22 protein-coding genes and 2 pseudogenes are annotated in these 23502 nt (G+C 38.5%); 9 read left to right on the plus strand and 15 right to left on the minus strand.

Annotated elements, in window-relative coordinates; all coding sequences use genetic code 11:
• The first annotated feature begins 9 nt into the window (after positions 1–9).
• From coaC to M1F37_RS04065, 4 genes are all read left to right on the plus strand, one after another.
• Entirely contained in the window at positions 10–561 is a 552-nt protein-coding gene (gene coaC / locus M1F37_RS04050; protein WP_247934821.1) for a phosphopantothenoylcysteine decarboxylase, read from the plus strand.
• Positions 545–1108, plus strand: coding sequence for an ECF transporter S component (locus M1F37_RS04055; protein WP_247934822.1), 564 nt, complete (start codon positions 545–547; stop codon positions 1106–1108). The genes coaC and M1F37_RS04055 overlap by 17 nt, the downstream gene beginning before the upstream one ends.
• A gap of 176 nt (positions 1109–1284) precedes the next feature.
• Positions 1285–1812, plus strand: a complete 528-nt coding sequence (locus M1F37_RS04060; RefSeq protein WP_247934823.1) for an ECF transporter S component — start codon at positions 1285–1287, stop codon at positions 1810–1812.
• Between the two features lie 11 nt (positions 1813–1823).
• Positions 1824–2339 carry a transcription repressor NadR gene (locus M1F37_RS04065; protein ID WP_247934824.1) on the plus strand — a complete coding sequence of 172 codons (516 nt, stop codon included), beginning with the start codon at positions 1824–1826 and terminating at the stop codon, positions 2337–2339.
• Here M1F37_RS04065 and M1F37_RS04070 read toward each other — a convergent pair.
• The 7 genes and pseudogenes from M1F37_RS04070 to M1F37_RS04100 all read right to left on the minus strand — a co-directional run.
• A pseudogene (locus M1F37_RS04070) lies at positions 2336–2476 on the minus strand (NUDIX hydrolase); the annotation flags it as partial. The gene M1F37_RS04065 and the pseudogene M1F37_RS04070 overlap by 4 nt on opposite strands.
• 77 nt (positions 2477–2553) lie before the next feature.
• Positions 2554–3519, minus strand: coding sequence for a substrate-binding domain-containing protein (locus tag M1F37_RS04075; protein WP_000789622.1), 966 nt, complete (start codon positions 3517–3519; stop codon positions 2554–2556).
• A 103-nt stretch (positions 3520–3622) separates the two neighbouring features.
• On the minus strand, positions 3623–4567 hold the full coding sequence (locus tag M1F37_RS04080; RefSeq protein ID WP_004248623.1) for an ABC transporter permease subunit: 945 nt from the start codon (positions 4565–4567) through the stop codon (positions 3623–3625).
• Position 4568: 1 nt separating this feature from the next.
• Positions 4569–6047 carry a sugar ABC transporter ATP-binding protein gene (locus tag M1F37_RS04085; protein ID WP_247934825.1) on the minus strand — a complete coding sequence of 493 codons (1479 nt, stop codon included), beginning with the start codon at positions 6045–6047 and terminating at the stop codon, positions 4569–4571.
• Positions 6048–6060: 13 nt separating this feature from the next.
• Positions 6061–6459: a D-ribose pyranase gene (gene rbsD / locus M1F37_RS04090; protein ID WP_247934826.1), complete on the minus strand. Its 399-nt coding sequence runs from the start codon at positions 6457–6459 to the stop codon at positions 6061–6063.
• Positions 6434–7345, minus strand: a complete 912-nt coding sequence (rbsK, locus tag M1F37_RS04095) for a ribokinase (RefSeq protein ID WP_203212747.1) — start codon at positions 7343–7345, stop codon at positions 6434–6436. Before rbsK ends, rbsD begins: the two co-directional genes overlap by 26 nt.
• Positions 7342–8319 carry a LacI family DNA-binding transcriptional regulator gene (locus tag M1F37_RS04100; RefSeq protein ID WP_000207598.1) on the minus strand — a complete coding sequence of 326 codons (978 nt, stop codon included), beginning with the start codon at positions 8317–8319 and terminating at the stop codon, positions 7342–7344. The genes rbsK and M1F37_RS04100 overlap by 4 nt, the downstream gene beginning before the upstream one ends.
• Before the next feature lie 133 nt (positions 8320–8452).
• Here M1F37_RS04100 and M1F37_RS04105 point away from each other — a divergent pair.
• Positions 8453–8530: pseudogene (locus M1F37_RS04105) on the plus strand (DNA-binding transcriptional regulator); the annotation flags it as partial.
• On the opposite strand, the gene M1F37_RS04110 reads toward M1F37_RS04105, so the two are convergent.
• From M1F37_RS04110 to M1F37_RS04120, 3 genes are all read right to left on the minus strand, one after another.
• Positions 8527–8994, minus strand: coding sequence for an 8-oxo-dGTP diphosphatase (locus M1F37_RS04110; protein ID WP_247934827.1), 468 nt, complete (start codon positions 8992–8994; stop codon positions 8527–8529). The pseudogene M1F37_RS04105 and the gene M1F37_RS04110 sit on opposite strands and share 4 nt — an antisense overlap.
• Before the next feature lie 22 nt (positions 8995–9016).
• The gene (gene uvrB / locus M1F37_RS04115) at positions 9017–11005 is read right to left on the minus strand and encodes an excinuclease ABC subunit UvrB (RefSeq protein ID WP_023933623.1); all 1989 of its coding nucleotides are present in this window, start codon (positions 11003–11005) and stop codon (positions 9017–9019) included.
• A 76-nt stretch (positions 11006–11081) separates the two neighbouring features.
• Positions 11082–12035 carry a CPBP family intramembrane glutamic endopeptidase gene (locus M1F37_RS04120; protein ID WP_247934828.1) on the minus strand — a complete coding sequence of 318 codons (954 nt, stop codon included), beginning with the start codon at positions 12033–12035 and terminating at the stop codon, positions 11082–11084.
• 173 nt (positions 12036–12208) lie between these two features.
• Here M1F37_RS04120 and M1F37_RS04125 point away from each other — a divergent pair, with 173 nt between their 5' ends.
• The 3 genes from M1F37_RS04125 (at position 12209) to zwf (ending at position 16753) form a co-directional block, all read left to right on the plus strand.
• Positions 12209–14374 (plus strand): ABC transporter substrate-binding protein/permease, encoded by a 2166-nt coding sequence (locus M1F37_RS04125; RefSeq protein WP_247934829.1) that lies wholly within the window; start codon positions 12209–12211, stop codon positions 14372–14374.
• Complete coding sequence (locus M1F37_RS04130) at positions 14374–15114, plus strand: amino acid ABC transporter ATP-binding protein (RefSeq protein WP_049487244.1); 741 nt, start codon at positions 14374–14376, stop codon at positions 15112–15114. The genes M1F37_RS04125 and M1F37_RS04130 overlap by 1 nt, the downstream gene beginning before the upstream one ends.
• A 151-nt stretch (positions 15115–15265) precedes the next feature.
• Complete coding sequence (zwf, locus tag M1F37_RS04135) at positions 15266–16753, plus strand: glucose-6-phosphate dehydrogenase (RefSeq protein ID WP_247934830.1); 1488 nt, start codon at positions 15266–15268, stop codon at positions 16751–16753.
• 45 nt (positions 16754–16798) lie between these two features.
• On the opposite strand, the gene ftsY is transcribed toward zwf, so the two are convergent.
• Genes ftsY through M1F37_RS04150 form a run of 3 tightly spaced genes read right to left on the minus strand, consistent with a single transcriptional unit; the run spans position 16799 to position 19701 of the window.
• Complete coding sequence (gene ftsY, locus M1F37_RS04140) at positions 16799–18088, minus strand: signal recognition particle-docking protein FtsY (RefSeq protein WP_247934831.1); 1290 nt, start codon at positions 18086–18088, stop codon at positions 16799–16801.
• 3 nt (positions 18089–18091) lie between these two features.
• Positions 18092–18910 carry a Cof-type HAD-IIB family hydrolase gene (locus M1F37_RS04145; RefSeq protein ID WP_247934832.1) on the minus strand — a complete coding sequence of 273 codons (819 nt, stop codon included), beginning with the start codon at positions 18908–18910 and terminating at the stop codon, positions 18092–18094.
• Complete coding sequence (locus tag M1F37_RS04150; RefSeq protein WP_124787702.1) at positions 18910–19701, minus strand: Cof-type HAD-IIB family hydrolase; 792 nt, start codon at positions 19699–19701, stop codon at positions 18910–18912. Before M1F37_RS04150 ends, M1F37_RS04145 begins: the two co-directional genes overlap by 1 nt.
• Positions 19702–19931: 230 nt before the next feature.
• Here M1F37_RS04150 and M1F37_RS04155 point away from each other — a divergent pair, with 230 nt between their 5' ends.
• The gene (locus M1F37_RS04155) at positions 19932–20627 is read left to right on the plus strand and encodes a VIT1/CCC1 transporter family protein (protein ID WP_247934833.1); all 696 of its coding nucleotides are present in this window, start codon (positions 19932–19934) and stop codon (positions 20625–20627) included.
• Between the two features lie 41 nt (positions 20628–20668).
• Here the strand turns inward: M1F37_RS04155 and M1F37_RS04160 are convergent, their stop codons facing one another.
• A complete protein-coding gene (locus M1F37_RS04160; RefSeq protein ID WP_247934834.1) occupies positions 20669–22657 on the minus strand; it encodes an ABC transporter permease in 1989 nt (662 codons plus the stop codon).
• Between the two features lies 1 nt (position 22658).
• Entirely contained in the window at positions 22659–23417 is a 759-nt protein-coding gene (locus tag M1F37_RS04165; protein ID WP_247934835.1) for an ABC transporter ATP-binding protein, read from the minus strand.
• Positions 23418–23502 lie beyond the last annotated feature (85 nt).

Raw genomic sequence — 23502 nt, forward strand, 5'->3', positions numbered from 1 at the left:
AGGAAAGCTATGGCAAACATTCTCTTGGCTGTAACGGGGTCAATTGCCTCTTACAAGTCGGCAGATTTAGTCAGTTCTCTAAAAAAACAAGGCCATCAAGTCACTGTCTTAATGACTCAGGCTGCTACAGAGTTTATCCAACCTTTGACTCTACAGATCTTATCACAGAATCCTGTCCACTTGGATGTCATGAAGGAACCCTATCCTGATCAGGTCAATCATATCGAACTTGGAAAAAAAGCAGATTTATTCATCGTGGCCCCTGCAACTGCTAACACTATTGCAAAACTAGCCCACGGCTTTGCGGACAACATGGTGACCAGTACGGCTCTAGCCCTGCCAAGTCATGTTCCCAAACTCATTGCACCAGCAATGAATACAAAAATGTATGACCATCCAGCAACTCAGGCTAATCTGAAAACATTAGAAAGCTACGGCTATCAGCTGATTGCTCCAAAAGAATCCCTACTAGCTTGTGGAGACAACGGACGAGGAGCCTTAGCCGATCTCACAATTATTTTAGAAAGAATAAAGGAAACTCTCGATGAAAAAACGATCTAATATTGCGCCCATTGCTATCTTTTTTGCAACCATGCTCGTGATACACTTTCTGAGCTCGCTTCTCTTTAACCTTTTTCCATTTCCAATCAAACCGACCATCGTTCATATTCCCGTCATTATTGCTAGCATTATTTACGGTCCACGAGTTGGAGTTACACTTGGATTTTTGATGGGGCTACTTAGCTTGACAGTTAACACGATTACAATTCTACCGACAAGCTACCTCTTCTCACCATTCGTACCAAACGGAAACATTTACTCAGCTATCATTGCCATCGTTCCACGTATTTTGATTGGTTTAACTCCGTACCTAGTCTATAAACTAATGAAAAACAAGACTGGTCTGATTCTAGCTGGTGCTCTTGGTTCACTTACTAACACAGTCTTTGTACTTGGTGGAATTTTCTACCTTTTTGGAAATGTTTTTGATGGGAATATCCAAAAACTCCTAGCCACCGTTATCTCAACAAATTCGATTGCCGAATTAGTCATTTCCGCAGTTTTAACCCTAGCCATTGTTCCAAGATTACAAACTTTGAAGAAATAAAAACAAACTCCGCTTTCAATCCTGAAGGTGGAGATTTTGTTTGAAGTAGTTTCTTTTTAGTGAAATCTTTACCAACTTTTAACTAAAAAACGACCTATAAACCCAAGTAAATCCTTGCTTTATTGTTCGTTTTATTGTACTATACTAGTGTATATACAGTTAAAAAGGAGATTCTTATGAATACACGGCAAAAGACACAATTTATGACAATGACAGCCCTCTTAACAGCTATTGCAATTTTGATTCCGATTGTGATGCCTTTTAAGATTGTCATTCCCCCTGCTTCTTACACTTTGGGAAGTCACATCGCTATTTTTATTGCCATGTTCTTGTCGCCCTTGATGGCAGTTTTTGTCATCCTAGCCTCTAGTTTTGGATTCTTGATGGCTGGCTATCCCATGGTGATCGTTTTTAGAGCTTTTTCCCATATCTTTTTTGGGACTTTGGGAGCTCTTTACCTACAAAAGTTCCCCGATACCCTAGATAAACCAAAATCTTCCTGGATTTTCAACTTTGTTTTAGCGCTTATCCATGCCCTTGCTGAAGTATTGGCCTGTGTCGTTTTTTACGCAACTTCTGGTACCAATGTAGAAAATATGTTTTATGTTCTATTTGTACTAGTTGGATTTGGCACAATTATCCATAGTATGGTAGACTATACATTAGCACTAGCTGTCTATAAAGTGCTTCGAAAACGCCGTTAAAAGGAAAAGCTATGACAAAAGATCGCAAACAAGCTCTGCTCCAACTCTTGAAAGAAGCTCCTAAAGCCCTCAATGGCCAAAGTTTAGCTGAACATTTTCATGTTACACGCCAGGTCATTGTACAGGACATTGCAATTTTGAGAGCCGATGGCGCTCCTATCCTATCCACCAATCGTGGCTACATCTATAAACAAATTGAAACCAATCCTTATGTTCACAAACTTTTCAAAGTGAAACATGAAGTTGAAGAAATCGGTCAAGAACTCCTTGCTATCGTTGATAATGGTGGACGTGTTCAAAATACCTTGATTGACCATCCCGTCTATGGAGAAATTGAAACCTTGCTGAAACTGTCTTGTCGCAGAGATGTGCAACATTTTCTAGAACAAGTCGAGCATTCTGATTTTAAACCTTTATCTGAATTGACAGATGGCATCCATTATCACCTAGTCGAAGCCGAAACACAACAAGACCTCCACTATATCGAGGAGGCCTTGGATCAGCTCGGTTATTTAGTAAAAGACTAGAAAATTTTCTTTTCCCAATCGTCTTCTGTACAGCGAGGGTAGAAAAATTCAGATTTGTCAGGAGCTTCCATCATCTCCATCAATGGTAACATATCATAGGCCAGATCCAAGTTCGGAATCTGGTCTTTTTGAATCCAATAGCTCAAATAGTAACAATGATATTTAAAAACCACATTGAATGAAAATTAACAACTACTTGCTTACTAAAAATATATCACCAGTTATGTTGATCAACATTATCCTTAGTCACAAGATAAATTGGAGAAACTGTTTCTTTTTCCAGTTTTTTCCCTTGATAATGATCTATTGCTGATTGAATAGCAATTTCACCCATCTTAGCTGGTTGCTGAGCAATAGTGGCAGTAATATCACCTTTTGCAATAGCATCATGTGCATCTGGTTGACCATCAATACCAACAATTAATACATTGCTAAGACCAGCTGCTTTTACTGCTTGTGCAGCTCCTAACGCCATCTCATCATTCTGTGCAAAGATTGCTTGTACTTCTTTGTTTCCTTGAATCATATTTTGCGCTGTATTCAAAGCTTTTGCGCGATCAAAATTAGCGGATTGACTAGAAAGAACATCTAAATTTGTCTTTGAAATTTGTTCAAATCCTTTACCTCTATCTACAGTTGCAGAAGCGCCAGGGACTCCTGATAATTCAAAAGTTTTTGCTTTTTCTCCCAATTGCTTGGTAATAAATTCTGCAGCCATTTTACCTGCTTCTACGTTATCAGAAGCAACAGTTGTCAAGACTTCACCACCATTACTACCGCGGTCAATTAAGATTACCGGAATGTTTGCATTATTAGCAGCTTTAATAGATGTAACAATTGCATCAGAATCAACTGGATTAATTAGTAAAGCATCTACATTTTGACTAATAAAATTTTGAATATCATCTGCTTGTCTAGCAGCATCATCTTGTGCATCTGCTATCTTCAAAGTTACTTCTTTTTCCCCTGCAGCTTTTTCAAGGCCATCTTTCATAGCCACAAAATAAGGATTGTTAGTAGTAGAAATAGAAACTCCTAATTTTAATTCTTTTGCCGACTTTTGAGTCGTAGATTTATTATCATTTGATGAATTTCCTAAACCAGTTTTTCCACAAGCTACTAAAGCAAAAATAAATGTTACAAACAAAGCAAAAATGCTAATTTTTTTAATATTTTTCATGTTATTACTCCTCGTAATATATATCTATAGGGATAGTTTCAATCCCGATTATTGTACGTCATCTAATAAATTGTTACTATTTCCAAAAAAATTGAAAATTATTCTACTGTTTTACAACTTTAAAACGATCAATCAGAACAGCAATTAAGATTACAACTCCTTTTACTACTTGTTGCCAAAATGCTGAAACACCAATAATATTAAGTCCATTATTCAAAACTCCAATAATTAAAGCACCTATTAGAGTCCCAAGTATACGACCTTTACCTCCAGATAAAGAGGTTCCTCCAAGAACAACAGCTGCAATAGCATCCATTTCATAACTAGCACCTGCTGTTGGTTGAGCAGAACTTAAGCGTGATGTTATAATTAATCCAGAAATTGAAGCCATAATACCTGATATTGAATAAATGATAATTTTCACTTTATTTAATTTCACACCTGATATATATGCTGCTTTTTCATTCCCCCCTATAGCATATACAGATTTACCAAATGCTGTTTTATGAAGTAAAACATATAAAACAATAAATACAATAAACATAATAATTACAGGAAATGGAATTCCTACTATGTAACCTTGCCCCAAAAATTGAAATAAGAATGTATCACTTAATCCTTTTGTAATAGGATTCCCATTTGTATAAACAAGTGTTGCTCCCCTAAAAATAGTCATAGTCGCTAAAGTGACGATAAATGGAGCTAATTTCCCGTAGGAAATCAATAACCCATTCATCATACCTAAAATGCAACCCAAAATTAAAGAGATGAGAATTGCTAACGTAACAGGCATTCCAGATCCTAATAAACCTGCTGTTAGCGCACTGGATAAGGCTAAAATTGATCCTACTGATAAATCGATTCCACCTGTTAGAATAACAAAAGTCATTCCAAAAGCAATCAGTGCATTTGATGTTACTTGCAATAGTAAATTTAACAGATTATTTGCTGTTAAAAAATTTGAATTGATAATAGTGATGACAGCCATTAAAATTATCAATGCTATTACCGTTGTCAATTCTGACATGTACTTCATAGTATTTTTCACACTATTGTCCTCCTGTAGCTAGTTGCATAACTTTTTCTTGTGTAGCTTCTCGACGTGTTAATTCCCCACTAATTCTACCTTCATGCATGACCATAATGCGATCACTGACTCCAATCACTTCTGGTAAATCTGAAGAGACCATAATAATCGGTACACCTCGTTCAGCTAATTCATTCATTAATTGGTAAATTTCACGCTTAGCTCCAACATCTACCCCACGAGTTGGCTCATCTAAAATCAGTACTTTTGGTGCAATACCTATCCATTTTGCTAAAACTACTTTCTGTTGATTACCACCAGAAAGTGTCCCAACTTCCTTATCTGGATAACCTGATTTAATTTGTAACCTATCAATTAAGCGTTGTACAAATATACCACTTGTTTTATTATCGAAAATGCCATTTTTAACAAAATCACGAGTACTAGGTAAAGTCATATTATCTTTAATAGAAAAATCTAAAATCAATCCCTCATCTTTACGATCTTCTGTTAAGAAACCAATTCCATGCTTAATTGCTTCAAAAGGATTTTTAATTATCAGTTGTTCTCCGTTTATTATAATTTGACCAGATTTTAAAGAATCAATTCCAAAAATTGCTCGCATTATTTCAGTACGACCAGCACCCATCAAACCTGAAAAACCAAGAATTTCCCCTTGACGTACATAGAAAGAAACATCCGTAAAAGAGTCACCAGAAAGATTCTTAGCTTGAAAAACAATATTCCCAATCTCAGCCTTTTTTTCTGGATAATAATCTTCTAATTCACGACCTACCATCTTTTGAACTAATTCATCTGCATTAGTTAACTTCGTTTTCTTGGTATCAATTACAAACCCATCTCTCATAACAGTTATAAGATCTGTGATCTTAAAGATTTCTTCCATGCGATGTGAAATATACACAATACCTACACCATCAGATTTTAATCCTTCTATCACTTTGAAAAGTGTTTCAGTTTCACGGTCAGTTAAAGCTGCTGTAGGTTCATCCATAATTAACAACGAAACTTCTGATAATAAACATTTTGCTATTTCTATCATTTGTTGTTGTCCGACTGATAATTGACCAATAATCGCATCGAGAGGAATAGAGATATTAAGACGTTTAAATGCTTCTTTAGCTTTCTTTTCCATACTAGCTTTATCTAGAAAGCCAATCGAATTTTTAATTTCTCTTCCTAAAAAAAGATTATCAAGTACAGTCATATCTGGCCAAGTATTCATTTCTTGATGGATAAAACTCACTCCAAACCGTTCTGCCTCTTGAGGATTAGAAAATGTTTTTTCTTTTCCATCAATAAAAATAGTTCCTGAAGTAGCTGGAAAAAGTCCAGTTAAAATATTCATTAAGGTTGATTTGCCTGCGCCATTCTCCCCCATTAAAGCATGAACTTCTCCTGAATTAAGAACCAAATCAATACTTTCTAAAACACGATTATTCCCAAAAGATTTTGAAATGTTCTTCATTTCAATTTTCATAGGCAACCCCCTTCTAAATAATAACTCCTGATTGCAAGATTATATTCGAATATGGTGTATCTTCCCCAGTGCGAATAACTGCCTTAACTTTAGTATTCATAGCTTTCAATTCTTCATGACTAATATATTCAATAATTATATTCGATCCTAAAAGATCTAGAACTGCTTGCCACTGTTCTTTGTTTTTTTCCTTAATTTCTTCTGCTAAGAAAATTTTTTCGATAAGTACATGATCTGAATATTCTTTTAAAACTTCTAAAAAACTTGGACTACCTTTTCTTAATGCTAAATCAATTTTATCAACACCATTTGGAACTGGCAATCCTAAATCTCCGATACAAACCAAATCCATATGACCTAAATCATCAGCTAGTTTCGCTATATTACTATTTAAAATCCCATATTTCTTCATATCCTGAATGCTCCTTTATTTCTTTCAAACTCGGCATACCTCCTTGCGCTCCAAATCTTTGAACAGAAAGATGTGAAGCAATCGTTGCAAAGGACAATGCAACATCCATCTCTTTTCCTTTTGAGATAGCATAAGCAAAAGCACCATTAAACGTATCTCCTGCTCCTGTAGTATCAACTACTTCTGCTTTTATAGCAGGAATTTTCTTAACTGCTGTCCCATCATAATAAATAGAACCTTCAACTCCTAATGTCACAATCATTTTATTAGGATAAATTTTAATAATTTCTTCTAATTTCTTATCTGGAAAAAGCTCTGAACATTCGTGCTCGTTAGGAGTAATAAAATCACAAAAAGGAATCATCTCTTTGTCTGTTTCTCTAGCTGGTGCAGGATTGTAAAGAACCTTAACTTGATTTTCTTGGCAAAATTTAGCTATAGATAAGTTGGCTTCATGTGGTATTTCATTCTGTAATACAACAATACTTGCATCACTAAGTAATTTCCACTCATTTTTCCAATCATTTGTTTTAACTAAATTATTAGCTCCGGGATAATAAATAATCCTATTATCACCTCCATATAAAGTAATTTGTGCAACTCCTGAAGACTGTGGTACCGTTCCCACATATGCTGTAGAAATATCATTATTTTGCAGATTACTTAATAAATCAGCTGAAAAAATATCTTCTCCTACGTTCCCAAATATGTAAATATTATCTTCAACACTGGATAATCTACCAATAGCTACAGCTTGATTTGCACCTTTTCCACCTGGAACTATATTAAATGAATCGCCAAAAATCGTTTCACCTCCTTCTGGAATCCTTTTTGTTCTCATAACTAAGTCCATTGAAATGCTTCCAACAACAACAATTTTACTCATTTCTTTCTCCTTAATGTATTTCTTTCTATGTACCTAACAGGGAGTTTAATTTTAGCTTCATCTATAGAGAACTTATTTGCCATATTATAGATTAGCTTTGCAGCCTGTTCTCCCATTTTATATGATGATTGGTGGATAGTTGATAAAGAAGGATAAATAAATTGACTAAGTACAATATCATCATAACCAATGATTTGAATATCATCTGGAATTTTTTTCCCAATTGCTAAAATTTCATGAATATAAGCTATCGCATGAATATCAGAAGGTGCTATAATACTATCAATATTTGGATTTCTTTTTAGATTCTCTTTAGCTTCTTTTTGAATTTTTTCAAAGTCAAAAGTTTCACTTTCTTCAATACAAATTTCTAAATTTTTATTCCTCAAATAGTTTAAACTTGCTTCAAATCGTTCCACAATATTCTCAGCTTTATCATCTAAAACTTTGATGATCATAACCTGCTCAGCGCCAGCATTCCAAATTGCTTTAGCAGCCAAACGTCCACCCAACTGATTATCAGAAAAAACACCATAGCCTGTATCTTTACTAATCCGGTCAACCACAACAACAGGTAATGTTAGATTTGGAAATTCCTTTGTAAAGTCAAGGGTTGTTATAATACCAGCTGCATTTGTTTTTAACAAAAGGTTTATATATTCTTCTAACGAATCATGATCTGAAATAGTACCAACCATAATCCTATAACCTTTATCTTTCAAATATGATTCGGCTCCTCGAACCAATCTTGGGAAGAACGGATTAGAAATATCTGGCAATAAGAGTCCTACCATTTGATTTTTTTTAGTTTTTAAAGATTGTGCTAATACATTTGGTGTGTAATTTAATTTCTTGATAGCATTTTTTATCTTTTCTCTCGCATCATCTCCGACATAGCCTTTTTTCGAAATATATCTTGAAACTGTTGACTTTGATACTCCAGCTTCTTCAGCAACCTGTTTTATTGTAGTCATCACTCCTCCTTTTTATTGTGGAACCGTTCCCTTATTTATATAGTAAGCGTTTTCTTTTGTTTTGTCAATACTTTTTTAGAAATATTTTAAATTTATTTCAGAGTACACATGTTTTTACTAATCTCCTATTACTATTAGATACGAAACACAACAAGACCTCCACTATATCGAGGAGGCCTTAGATCAGCTAGGTTATTTAGTAAAAGACTAGAAGATTTTCTTCGCCCAGCCATCTTCTGTACGGTGGCGGTAGAAAAATTCAGATTTGTCAGGAGCTTCCATCATCTCCATCAATGGTAACATATCATAGGCCAGATCCAAGTTTGGAATCTGGTCTTTTTGAATCCAAGAAACTTCTCCTTCATCTGAAGAGCGAAGGGTACCAGAGAACTCAGTTGCCTTATAACAAAAGACAATATAGCGCCCACCTGTATCTAGTGGCCAATTTTTAATGCCGACAAGTTGAGGATTTTGGATAGTCAACCCTGTTTCTTCATAGATTTCACGAATGACAGACTCTGCGAAAGATTCGCCATTTTCTACATGGCCTCCTGGAAAGGCATAACCAGACCAGCGATTGGTTTCAGGAGAGCGATACTGCATAACCACGCGCTGGGTTTCGAGATCTTCAATCAAACAAATATTTGTTAAAATCGTTAATTGGGAACGGGACATATTTTCTCCTTTAAGTACTATTCTAATCCAACGCCTTGACTTCCAACATCATATCCCGAATCTGGGCTGCAAGTTCAAAATCAAGCACTTCAACGGCTTCTTGCATTTGTTTTTCGAGTTTCTTGACTAGTTCTTTGCGCTCTTGTTTGTTGAGGCTATTGATGTCAACTTCCTTGTCTTCTTCCTTAGCAACTGCCTTGGTCACAGCAATCAGGTCACGGATTTCTTTCTTGATGGTTTGTGGAACGATACCATGTTCTTCATTATAGGCCATCTGGATTTTCCGACGGCGAGCAGTTTCATCGATGGCACGTTGCATAGACTGGGTAACCGTGTCCGCATACATGATGACATGGCCTTCGCTATTACGGGCGGCACGTCCAATGGTCTGGATAAGTCCACGTTCGTTACGAAGGAAACCTTCCTTGTCAGCATCGAGAATAGCTACAAGGCTCACTTCAGGAACGTCAATCCCTTCACGAAGGAGGTTGATTCCAACCAAGACGTCAAAGACACCCAAGCGTAGGTCACGAATGATCTCCGTCCTCTCCAAGGTCTTGATATCCGAGTGCATGTACTTGACCTTGATGCCCATTTCCTTGAAGTAGTCGGTCAAGTCTTCTGCCATTTTCTTGGTCAAGGTAGTGATAAAGGTTCGCTCGTTCTTTTCAACACGGGCATTGATTTCACCTAAGAGATCATCAATCTGTCCCATAGTCGGACGGACTTCTACCTCTGGATCCAATAGTCCTGTTGGACGAATGATTTGCTCAATCACTGTCTCAGTCTGTTCATTTTCATAGTCACCAGGTGTCGCTGAAACGTAAACAATCTGATGTACATGACTTTCAAACTCCTCACGACGGAGAGGACGATTGTCCAAGGCTGACGGCAAACGGAAACCATAATTAACCAGCATTTCTTTACGCGAACGGTCTCCATTATACATACCTTTTATTTGTCCCATAGTCATGTGACTCTCGTCAATCATAATCAAGAAATCATCTGGGAAGAAATCGAGAAGCGTGTAAGGAGGCTCACCCTCACTCCGTCCATCCATGTGACGTGAATAGTTCTCAACCCCATTGGTATAGCCCATCTCACGGAGCATTTCGATATCATACTCTGTCCTCTGTTTCAAACGTTGAGCTTCAAGCAGTTTGCCTTCCTTCTCAAAGATAGCTAACTGCTCCTCCAACTCGGCCTGAATCTTGGCAATGGCAACTTCCATGTGGTCATCATTGGTCACAAAGTGAGTCGCAGGGAAAATCGCTAAATGATCCACTTCTCCCAATACCTGACCAGTCAGGGCCTCAACCTCACGAATACGGTCAATTTCGTCTCCAAAAAATTCTACTCGAAAAGCGTGTTCATCACGGGAAGCTGGGAAAATCTCTACCACATCCCCACGAACGCGAAATCTTCCCCGTTGGAAATCAATATCATTACGTTCAAACTGAATATCGACCAAGTCATTCAAGAGTTTATCACGAGAAATCTCTAGACCAGGACGGAGACTAACGACACTATCAGCGTATTCCTTGGGCGAACCCAAACCATAGATACAAGAGACTGAGGCCACGACAATAACATCATTACGCTCCAAAAGAGCCGAAGTCGCTGAGTGACGAAGCTTGTCAATCTCGTCATTGACAGAGCTATCCTTTTCAATATAGGTATCACTAGAAGGGACATAGGCCTCAGGTTGGTAATAATCATAGTAAGATACGAAGTACTCAACAGCATTTTCAGGGAAAAATTCCTTAAATTCTCCATAGAGCTGTCCTGCCAGAGTCTTATTGTGGGCGATGACCAGTGTTGGTTTATTAACTTTGGAAATGACCTGACTCATGGTATAGGTCTTCCCTGTTCCAGTCGCCCCCATCAGAATCTGAGCTTTTTCTCCACCCTCGATATTATCAACCAACTGCTCGATAGCTTGTGGTTGATCTCCTGATGGTTGATATTTTGATACTAGTTTAAATTGATTATCTGTAATGCGATTGATCATAATAATCCTCTCTCGATGTGCTATTCCTATTTTAGCATACTTATAGCATTTTCACGAAGAAAAGGACGGACCGAAGTCACATCCTTTCATTTTCTTTCTTTAATTGATAGACGAGATAGACAATCAGTAGTAACAAGACTAAACTTGTCATGATAGATCCTTCGAGCCCAAAAGAGCCACCTGATAGCCAGCTCTGATCGCCTTGTGGTAAAAAGGTCATCAAAGACGTTCCTGACTGCTGACCACTAACTAAAATCCCAAAGAGATTTCCCTGAGCAAAATTCCAAGCCCCATGAATACCTGCAACACCCCAAACTGTATCGGTTTTTAGAAGGTAAAGAGCCATGGCAACTCCGAATAAGAAGAGATTTACTAGAGATAGTGGTGTTAGACCAGAATTGCCCATATGAAGCAGGGTAAAGAATAGGCTAGATATAAGAACAGCAAGTTTGAGATTGGTTCTTGAAGCCAATTGAGGAAGGAGCCAAGCACGGGCCACCACTTCTTCTGTTGTCCCCTGTAAAATCCAAAATGGAATGGTAAAAATGACAAAGATAAACGAATAAGGATTCAAGTGAATGGACTCCAAACGATATTGCCCCACGGCCACTAAACCTAACAAGGTCAGAAAAAAAAGTGCCAGGCCTAGGCCAAATCCTTTAACAAGATTGCTGAGGAAATTTTCTTTATAAAATCCTAAAGTTCTTATAGGTCTTTTCTCAACTTTTCTAGTCCATCTGAACACAGTGTTGAGAACGAACCCAAAGGCCAGCAATTCTAAAATTAAACGAAAATCACTTGTTTTATCCGTCAAGCTCTGCTGCAAGGTCTGCAAGTAGGTAGCAAAATCTTGACCAGCCTCTCCAAAATTTCTAGCAAGTCCGATGAGAGCTAACAAACTAATACCATATAAAGTAAAAGCCACAAACTCTCCTATAAAGACAAAAACAAAGGCTAACAAGGGGCTTGTGTAAATGTTTAGCTGCATTTGAGAAGCTTGGAAGTCTTTAAATATTCTTTTGTCTTTCATAACTTTATCCTCTTTTACTATATGATATACCTTTATTATAGCACTTCTGTTGTGTGATTCAAGACAAAATCAGAATTATATATGTTATATCTTCTTACATAGTTTTTGTAAAAATTTGCCTTTTTTTATTTTTTTTGCTATAATGGTAAAATATTCGGAAAAGGAGACTAAAAATGAAGAAAAGATTTCTAGCATTTTTGCTAATTTTATTCCCAATTTTCTCATTAGGTATTGCGAAAGCAGAGACGATTAAGATTGTGTCTGATACCGCCTATGCACCTTTTGAGTTTAAAGATTCAGATCAAACTTATAAAGGAATTGATGTTGACATTATCAACAAAGTCGCTGAGATTAAAGGATGGAACATTCAGATGTCCTATCCTGGATTTGATGCAGCGGTAAATGCGGTTCAAGCTGGTCAAGCTGATGCAATCATGGCTGGAATGACAAAAACTACAGAACGTGAAAAAGTTTTCACTATGTCTGATACTTACTATGATACAAAAGTTGTCATTGCAACTACAAAGTCACACAAGATTAGTCAGTATGACCAATTAAAAGGTAAAACTGTTGGTGTTAAAAACGGAACTGCTGCTCAACGTTTTCTTGAAACAATCAAAGATAAATACGGCTTTACTATTAAAACATTTGACACTAGTGATTTGATGAACAACAGCTTGAGTGCTGGTGCCATCGATGCCATGATGGATGACAAACCTGTTATCGAGTATGCCATTAACCAAGGGCAAGACCTTCATATTGAAATGGATGGTGAAGCTGTAGGTAGCTTTGCTTTCGGTGTGAAAAAAGGTAGCAAATACGAGCACCTAGTTACTGAATTTAACCAAGCCTTGGCTGAAATGAAAAAAGATGGTAGTCTTGATAAAATCATCAAGAAATGGACTGCTTCATCATCTTCAGCAGTGCCAACTACAACTACTCTAGCAGGATTAAAAGCCATTCCTGTTAAAGCTAAATACATCATTGCCAGTGATTCTTCTTTTGCACCTTTTGTTTTCCAAAATTCAAGCAACCAATTTACTGGTATTGATATGGAATTGATTAAGGCAATCGCTAAAGACCAAGGTTTCGAAATTGAAATCACCAACCCTGGTTTTGATGCCGCTATCAGTGCTGTTCAAGCTGGACAAGCTGATGGTATCATTGCTGGTATGTCTGTCACAGATGCTCGTAAGGCAACTTTTGACTTCTCAGAATCCTACTACACTGCCAATACTATCCTTGGTGTCAAAGAATCAAGCAATATTGCTTCTTATGAAGATTTAAAAGGAAAGACGGTCGGTGTTAAAAACGGAACTGCTTCTCAAACCTTCCTAACAGAAAATCAAAGCAAATACGGTTACAAAATCAAAACCTTCGCTGATGGTTCTTCAATGTATGACAGTTTAAATACTGGTGCCATTGATGCCGTTATGGATGATGAACCTGTTCTCAAATATTCTATCAGCCAAGGGCAAAAATTGAAAACTCCAATCGCTGGAACTCCAATCGGTGAAACAGCCTTTGCCGTTAAAAAAGGAGCAAATCCAGAATTGATTGAAATGTTCAATAACGGACTTGCAAACCTTAAAGCAAACGGTGAATTCCAAAAGATTCTTGATAAATACCTAGCTAGCGAATCTTCATCTGCTTCAACAAGCACCGTTGATGAGACAACTATCTGGGGCTTGCTCCAAAACAACTACAAACAACTCCTTAGCGGGCTTGGTATCACTCTTGCTCTAGCTCTTATCTCATTTGCTATTGCCATTGTTATCGGGATTATCTTCGGTATGTTTAGCGTTAGCCCCTACAAATCTCTTCGTGTGATCTCTGAGATTTTCGTTGACATTATCCGTGGTATTCCATTGATGATTCTTGCAGCCTTCATCTTCTGGGGAATTCCAAACTTCATCGAATCTATCACAGGTCAACAAAGTCCAATTAACGACTTTGTAGCTGGGACTATTGCCCTCTCACTCAATGCAGCAGCTTATATCGCTGAAATCGTTCGTGGTGGTATTCAGGCTGTTCCAGTTGGTCAAATGGAAGCCAGCCGAAGCCTAGGTATTTCATATGGAAAAACCATGCGTAAGATTGTCTTGCCACAAGCAACTAAGCTCATGCTTCCAAACTTTGTCAACCAATTTGTTATTGCTTTGAAAGATACAACGATCGTATCTGCTATCGGTTTGGTTGAACTCTTCCAAACTGGTAAGATCATCATTGCCCGTAACTACCAAAGTTTCAAGATGTATGCAATCCTTGCTATCTTCTATCTTGTAATTATCACACTTTTGACTAGACTAGCGAAACGCTTAGAAAAGAGGATTCGTTAATGGCAAAATTAAAAATTGATGTAAATGATTTACATAAGTATTATGGAAAAAATGAGGTTTTAAAAGGAATCACGACTAAATTCTATGAAGGAGATGTTGTTTGTATCATTGGTCCTTCAGGTTCTGGTAAATCGACCTTCCTCCGTAGCCTTAATCTTCTAGAAGAAGTTACTAGCGGACATATCACTGTGAACGGCTATGACTTAACTGAAAAAACTACCAACGTTGACCACGTCCGTGAAAATATCGGGATGGTGTTCCAACACTTCAACCTCTTCCCTCATATGTCTGTATTGGACAACATTACCTTTGCTCCTATTGAGCACAAGTTGATGACTAAGGAAGAAGCTGAGAAATTGGGAATGGAGTTGCTTGATAAGGTTGGCCTAGCAGATAAAGCTAATGCCAACCCAGATAGCCTATCAGGTGGTCAAAAACAACGTGTGGCCATCGCTCGTGGACTAGCAATGAATCCAGACATCATGCTCTTTGATGAACCAACTTCAGCCCTTGACCCTGAGATGGTTGGAGACGTACTAAACGTTATGAAGGAACTGGCTGAGCAAGGTATGACCATGATTATCGTAACCCATGAGATGGGATTTGCCCGTCAGGTTGCTAACCGCGTTATCTTTACTGCAGATGGTGAATTCCTTGAAGATGGAACACCTGACCAAATCTTTGACAACCCACAACACCCACGTCTGAAAGAGTTCTTGGACAAGGTCTTAAACGTCTAATACTCAAACTGTAAGGATTTCCTTGCAGTTTTTTTCTATCTCGTATTGGATTTTTTGATTTTTCGGAAAATTATGTTAGAATTAAGTTTATGAAATGAGATTTCCTCATACCTAGTAAGACTAGGAATAAAAATAGAAATTAGGTAGCTAGATGTCATCTAAGGTTATTGTTACAATTTTCGGTGCGAGTGGAGACCTGGCTAAACGCAAGCTCTACCCTTCCCTTTTTAGACTTTATAAATCCGGCAATCTTTCCGAGCACTTTGCAGTCATTGGAACTGCCCGTCGTCCTTGGAGCAAGGAATATTTTGAATCTGTTGTAGTCGAATCAATCCTTGATTTGGCAGATAGTACCGAACAGGCTCAAGAGTTCGCTAGCCACTTCTACTATCAAAGTCATGATGTTAATGATACAGAGCACTACATTGCTTTACGTCAATTGCAGGCTGAACTAAATGACAAGTATCAAGCGGAACACAACAAGCTCTTCTTTTTGTCTATGGCGCCTCAGTTCTTTGGAACTATTGCCAAACACCTCAAGTCTGAAAACATTGTAGATGGTAAAGGTTTTGAGCGTTTAATCGTTGAAAAACCATTTGGTACAGATTACATAACTGCAAGCAAGTTAAATGACGAGCTCCTAGCAACATTTGACGAAGGACAAATTTTCCGTATCGACCATTATCTTGGTAAGGAAATGATCCAAAGCATCTTTGCAGTTCGCTTTGCAAACTTGATTTTTGAAAACGTTTGGAACAAGGACTTTATCGACAATGTTCAAATTACCTTTGCAGAGCGCTTAGGTGTAGAAGAACGTGGTGGCTACTATGATGAATCTGGTGCCCTCCGTGACATGGTACAGAACCACACTTTGCAACTTCTTTCTCTTCTTGCCATGGACAAGCCAGCAAGCTTCACAAAAGACGAGATTCGCGCTGAAAAGATTAAGGTCTTTAAAAACCTCTATCATCCAACTGATGAAGAACTTAAAGAACACTTTATCCGTGGTCAATACCGCTCTGGTAAGATTGATGGCATGAAATACATCTCTTATCGTAGCGAGCCAAATGTAAATCCAGAATCTACAACCGAAACCTTTGCATCTGGTGCCTTCTTTGTAGACAGTGATCGATTCCGTGGTGTTCCTTTCTTCTTCCGTACAGGTAAACGACTGACTGAAAAAGGAACTCATGTCAACATCGTCTTTAAACAAATGGATTCTATATTTGGAGAACCTCTTGCTCCAAATATTTTGACTATCTATATCCAACCAACAGAAGGTTTCTCTCTTAGCCTAAATGGGAAGCAAGTAGGAGAAGAATTCAATTTGGCTCCTAACTCACTGGATTACCGTACAGATGCGACCGCAACTGGTGCTTCTCCAGAACCATACGAGAAATTGATTTATGATGTCCTAAACAACAACTCAACTAACTTTAGCCACTGGGATGAAGTTGGTGCGTCATGGAAATTGATTGACCGTATCGAAGAACTCTGGGCTGAAAATGGTGCCCCACTTCATGACTATAAAGCTGGAAGCATGGGCCCTCAAGCCAGCTTTGACTTACTTGAAAAATTCGGTGCCAAATGGACTTGGCAACCAGATATCGCCTATCGTCAAGATGGTCGCTTAGAATAAAAAAATTTCCTGCAAGTTTGTACCTTGCAGGATTTTTGCTTCTGATTAGATTAAGCCTTCCAAGAGACCCTTCATAAAGTTTTCTGAGTTAAATTCTCCAATATCATCAATCTTTTCACCAAAACCAATCAGCTTAACAGGGATATTGAGTTCCTCACGGATTGCAAGAACAACACCACCTCGGGCAGTTCCATCAATCTTAGTCAAGACAATTCCTGTCAAAGGGGTAATTTTTGAAAATTCTTTGGCCTGTACCAAGGCATTCTGACCTGTTGATGCATCAAGAGCCAAGAAGGTTTCATGCGGAGCTTCTGGCACAACACGTTTGATGATACGACCAATCTTTTCCAGCTCAGCCATGAGATTATCCTTATTTTGCAGACGACCAGCAGTATCAATCATGAGAATATCGATACCTTCAGCTACAGCACGTTCCATACCATCAAAGACCACGCTGGCTGGATCAGCTTTTTCAGGGCCCGTCACAACAGGAACGTCCACACGACGGCCCCATTCAGCTAGCTGGGCTACTGCACCCGCACGGAAGGTATCTGCCGCAACCAACATGACCTTCTTACCAGCTTGTTTGTAGCGGTGGGCTAGTTTCCCGATAGAAGTTGTTTTCCCAACACCATTCACACCAACAAAGAGCATGACTGTCAAGCCATCTTGGAAGTGGATACTTTCATCATAGTTGCCATCCTTTTCATAAAGCTCAACCAATTTCTCAATAATGACACGGCGAAGTACATCAGGTTTCTTGGCATTTTCGAGCTTGGCTTCATAGCGTAGTTCCTCCGTTAAGTTTGAAGCTACCTGCACACCAACGTCGCTCATGATCAGCAGTTCTTCCAGTTCCTCAAAAAATTCTTCGTCAACAGAGCGGAAGTTGGCAAAGAAGGCGTTCAAACGGGCACCGAAACCTGTGCGAGTTTTTTTAAGACTACGATCATATTTTTCCTGAACAGTTTCTTCTGCTTGAGGCGTTTCTTGTTCAAGCACTTCAGAACTATTTTCCTCTACAGTCTCTAGGAGCTCAGAAGTCTCTTCCTCTGAGACTTCTTGTGAGTTTGGAAATTCTTCTATTTCTTCTTGAGAAACTTCTACAACTGACTCTGAATCCTGATTTTCTTCAACTGTGTCTTGATTTTCCTCTTCTTCGAGAACAGCTTCTTCAGAACTTTCAACCACTGCTTCTTCTTGAGAAACTTCCTCAACTTCTGTGAAGGAAGGCTCCGTATCTTCAGACAAATCAAGATTTTCTAGAGCTTCTTTTACAACTTCTTCGATTTTAGGTTCTTCTTTTTTTCCGAATAGACGGTCAAATAATCCCATATCTTAGTTCTCCTTTAGTACATATTCTTCGATAGCCCAAGCGACAGCCTCTTCATCATTGGTCATTGGCGTCACTACATTTGCGACTGCCTTGACTTCAGGAACAGCGTTTTGCATGGCAACACCGAGCCCTGCCCACTCAATCATAGAGAGGTCATTGGACTCGTCACCACATGCCATGACTTGGCTTTGGTCGATTCCTAGATGGCTGATTAGTTTTGCCAAACCTGTTGCTTTATGAACATTCTTTGGAGACCACTCTAGCAACATTTCACGTGATTTAAAGATTTCATATTGGTCGAACAATTCTGGAGAAATCTTCTGAATGGCTGCATCCAAGGGTTCTTGAGCAAAGGCAGTCACGCACTTATTGTAGGTCATCTGACTAGATAAGTCTTCAAAGTCCACTGGAACAAAAGTCAATGCTGGATTGAATTTGGCATAAAGACTTTCTTGGTCCGATTGGATTTGATAAACAGTTCCTTCTGAGATTGCATCAAGAGGCAGTGATAATTTCTCTGTTTCTTCATACAAGCGTGCCACATCATCATATGAAAAGACTGTTTTATCAAGGATTTCACCTGTATTTTTCTGAACTAAACCTCCATTAAAGGTAATCGTATACTCATCTTCATGGCCGTCAGTCCCTAGCTCATGGAGAAAGAAATCCATAGCTTTTAAAGGGCGACCAGTTGTCAATACGATCTTGATACCACGATCACGCGCAGCTTTCAAGGTTGCCTTGGTGCGATCCGTCAGCCTTTTATCAGTAGTCAGCAAGGTACCGTCCAAGTCCAATGCAATCAATTTTATATCTGCCATTATAAGCCCTCCATATAAGCTATAACCGACTGGTCCTTATGGTGACCAATCACTGTCTCTGCTAATTCTAAAATTTCAGGTCGTGCATTTTCAGGAGCTACAGGATGTCCTACAACCTGCATCATATGCAAGTCATTTAGATTGTCTCCAAAAGCCATAACCTGATCCATTGTGATACCAAGTTTTTTAGCTAATTCAACAATAGCCACTCCCTTATCGACATAGTCCAGAACAATATCAATGGATTCAAAACCAGTTGTCATAGCCTTAACACCAGGTACATGTTCATTGACCCAAGCCTCTCCAGCTTCCAGAGTTTCTTCTGTGAAGTTGGTTGTAAATTTGAAAATGTCATCTGTGATATCTTCCAGACCGGCTACTTTTTGGATATTTTCATTATAATGCTGACTCTCTTTCAAATAGGTTTCATCAACCGTATCTAGTACATAAGAACCCTTCTTACCTGTCAAAAGTAATTTATTGACATCTACATAAGGTGACGTTTGTAGCTTTTCAAAAGTCGTCAAATAAAACTCACGAGACATAGTCGCTTCATACAAGTCTTGACCTTGATACTCTACTAAACTGCCATTTTCAGCGATGAAAATAATGTCATCACGAACATCAGCAAATAATTTTTCTAAGGATAGAAATCCTCGACCCGAAGCCACTGCAAAGTAAATCCCTTTTTCCTTGTAGGAAGCTAAGAGAGACTTGAGGCGGTCCATATCAAAGCGTCCATTCCCATCTAGGAAGGTTCCGTCCATATCCGTTGCTACTAGTTTAATCATAAAATCTTTCTTACTCCGATTAGTAAATCTACCTCCTATTATACCATAGATAACTAGAAAAAGGACTAGTCTATCAGCTTTGCTTCTCTTTTATCCTTCTCTACTAGCTAGTCGTGTTTCTAACTTTTAAAAAAGCTCGTAAAATTAAAATCGTGCAACTTTTTTCAGATACTTTTAAAAGATTGATTTCATTATCTGTTTCCTTTATACTGGATAAAAAGGAGATTAGTATGTCAGAAACAAATCACGAAATTGATTCAAATTTTGCAGGTCGTTTAAATATCCTGCGTGCGGGTGTTCTTGGTGCTAATGATGGAATTATTTCCATTGCTGGTGTGGTTATCGGGGTTGCCAGTGCTACGAGCAATATCTGGATTATCTTTTTATCAGGATTTGCGGCTATCTTAGCAGGTGCCTTTTCAATGGCTGGCGGAGAATATGTATCCGTTTCAACTCAAAAAGATACTGAGGAAGCAGCTGTTGCGCGAGAAAAACTCTTGCTAGACCAAGATTTGGAGCTAGCCAAAAAGTCCCTCTATGCTGCCTATATCCAAAATGGAGAATGCGAAACCTCTGCCCAGCTCTTGACAAATAAGGCCTTTCTTAAAAATCCACTCAAGGCTTTGGTAGAGGAAAAATATGGAATTGAGTATGAAGAATTTACCAATCCTTGGCACGCTGCCATTTCTAGCTTCGTTGCCTTTTTCCTTGGAAGTTTGCCTCCAATGCTCTCAGTAACCATTTTCCCAAGTGAATACCGCATCCCTGCTACTGTTCTGATTGTAGGAGTTTCACTCTTGATGACTGGCTACACAAGCGCCAAACTTGGAAAAGCCCCAACTAAAACAGCTATGACTCGGAACCTTGCTATTGGTCTTTTAACCATGGGAGTTACCTTTCTGCTAGGACAACTTTTCAGCATTTAGAATACAAGAAATACCTCGATTTTGAAGTCGAGGTATCTTTTTTACATTTGGACAATTTTACGATAACTTCTAGAGGTAATCATGAAAATCAGCACATAGGCGATGAGGAAGATAGCGCAGATAGACAAGGTCACAATCAACATCATAGTCGTATCCAGTACACCAATCACTTTTAGAATCAGACTAAGCATATGGTAGGCAAAGGCTAAATGTATGAAGGCAAAAAGCAAAGGAAGGAAGAAAACAGTTAAAACCTGTTTGTTAATGGTTTGCTTGATTTGCTTTTGATCTAAACCAACTTTCTGCAAGATAATAAAGCGCTCACGGTCTTCATATCCTTCAGAAATTTGTTTGTAGTAGATGACCAGAACGGTTCCGACCATAAAGATAATGGATAGGAAAATACCAATAAAGAAGACACCGCCAAAGAGGACACTCATTTGAGCACCAGCATCTGCTAGAGTGCTACCATACACATAGTTACCTTCAGTGTTTAATTGAGCATTAAACTTTTGTAAGTATTTTTCATATTCTTCAGCGACTTTGAGTTGCTCTTCTTCACTGATACTTACATTCATACCACCGTAAAACTGATTATAGATATCAGAATCTGGGAATTGGTCCAAAAAGGCTTGTAAATTAGGTACAACAAGGTAATTGTAATCAGAAGTCAAAATATTAAACTGGTTTGGAACATGGTTTACAATGAAATCTTTAGTAAATTCTTCTTTTACAGAAAATTGATGATCATTTAGAGTTAGAGCTTTTTGTTCTTTAACTCCCTCATTCTTTGCAAAGAGTCCGACCTCATTGCCTGATAGAGAAAGTTTTTGACCAGTCATAGTTTCATAATCTTTTTGGTCAAATACCATAAAAACTGTTTTGACTTGGACACGGTTTTGTCCTTTTTCAAAAATGGTTAACTTGCTACCTTCTTGGTTTGCAACACCAAAGTAAGCGTAACGAAGAACTTCTTTCTCTTTAATCTTATAACCTTTATCACTTGCAAACTGGCTCAAGAGTTTGTCCAAGTCTTCTTTTTCAACATTTTGTCCAGTAATGCCAAAGTCATGAGGATTTAGAACTTTTTTAAAACTTTCTGAGGCATTGAAAATACTAGTCGCTGCTGACATGGTTACCAAAACCATTGTTGACAAAATCGCGATAGTTGCTAGTCCAACCGCATTTTTCTTCATACGGAAAATCAAGTTGGACACTGAGATAAGGTTATTGGGCTGGTAATAGTATTTCTTATTTTTCTTTAAGATTTGGAGGAAAACTGTAATCCCTGCATTGAACAAGAGATAGGTCCCAAAAATAACCAGCAAAACAGCTAGGAAAAAAGTTGTTAGAGCTGTAAGGGGATCTTTTACAGTAACCGCAAGATAATATCCACCACCTAAACTAATCGCACCAAGAATAGTTTGGAGAGATAGGAAACGACCTTTTTTCTCACCACTTGCTTTCTCACGAGAGAGCTGAAGGGCATTCATACGGGCGATTCGAAGAGCATTCAGGAACATGAGACCTAGGAAAATCAAACCGAAGACAAGAAGTACTATAATGACAACTTTCATCTGGAAAGTAGCGACTAGTTCTACCTTTAATTTCATCAGTTTGAGTAGGAAAGCGAAAATCAACTTGTCAAACAAGGCTCCAATACCGATACCTGCTCCAACAGTTAGAATCCCAAATACCACTAACTCCTTAAAGGTCATACTGATCAGGTGACGTTTCTCCAATCCCAACATGCCATAAATCCCCAGTTCCTTGGAACGGTTTTTCATGACAAAACTATTGGCATAGAGGACGATAATGGCTGACGCAAGGGTGACGACAAACATACCAAATCCTAGAGTAGCTTGAATGGTTTCCCCTCCACGAATTTCTGCAATCTTGGGATTGAAAGTTAGAGAGTAAAAGAGATAGGTGACAGTGACTGCCAAGAGAACAGCCAGCGCAAAAGGATAGTAGAGTTTACGGTTTTTAATCAAGTTCGATACCGCTAACTTATTGGTTAATCGAAACATACTAATTCACCTCGCTTGCCATGACAGTCAAGGTATCAGAAATTTCTTGGAACATCTGACGGTCTGTTTTTTCTCCACGGTAGATTTGGTTGTAAAGAATGCCGTCCTTGATAAAGAGAACGCGCTTAGCCCTGCTAGCTGCCGCCGTTGAGTGGGTTACCATGAGAATGGTTTGACCACGTTCATTGATTTCATCAAACACATCAAGAAGTGCTGCAGAGGACTTGGAATCAAGCGCTCCTGTTGGCTCATCCGCAAGGAGAATTTCAGGCTCTGTGATGATGGCGCGGGCTACTGCTACACGCTGTTTCTGCCCACCTGAAATCTCGTAAGGGTACTTCTCTTGTAATTGGTTGATACCCAAATTCTCAGCTGTTACCACTAATTTCTTCATCATCTCTGTAATGGGTCTTCTTGACAAGACAAGCGGAAGCAAGATATTGTCCTTAACAGACAGCGTATCTAGCAAGTTAAAGTCTTGGAAGACAAAGCCCAGCTTTTCACGACGGAAACTAGAAGCCTGTGAATTTTTAATGGTTGCTGTATCAGTTCCATTCAGGTAAACCTGACCACGAGTTGGTTTATCCAGCATAGCTAGGATATTGAGAAGAGTTGATTTACCAGAACCAGATTCACCCATGATAGCAACGTAGTCACCCTTTTCGACCGTAAAGTGAATATCCTTGAGGGCTTCTACTTGATTGCCCTGAAAACGAGTTTTATAAATTTTTTGAACGTGTTTTACATCTAAAAGTGTCATGAGAATCTCCTTTCTTAATATCCCATCAAATGAAATGTTGCTTGCATCATAGCGCATCCCAGTTGAACGCGCTCGATATCTTTGT

The sequence above is a fragment of the Streptococcus mitis genome, from assembly GCF_023109105.1.
GTDB classification, from domain to species: Bacteria; Bacillota; Bacilli; order Lactobacillales; family Streptococcaceae; genus Streptococcus; species Streptococcus mitis_BW.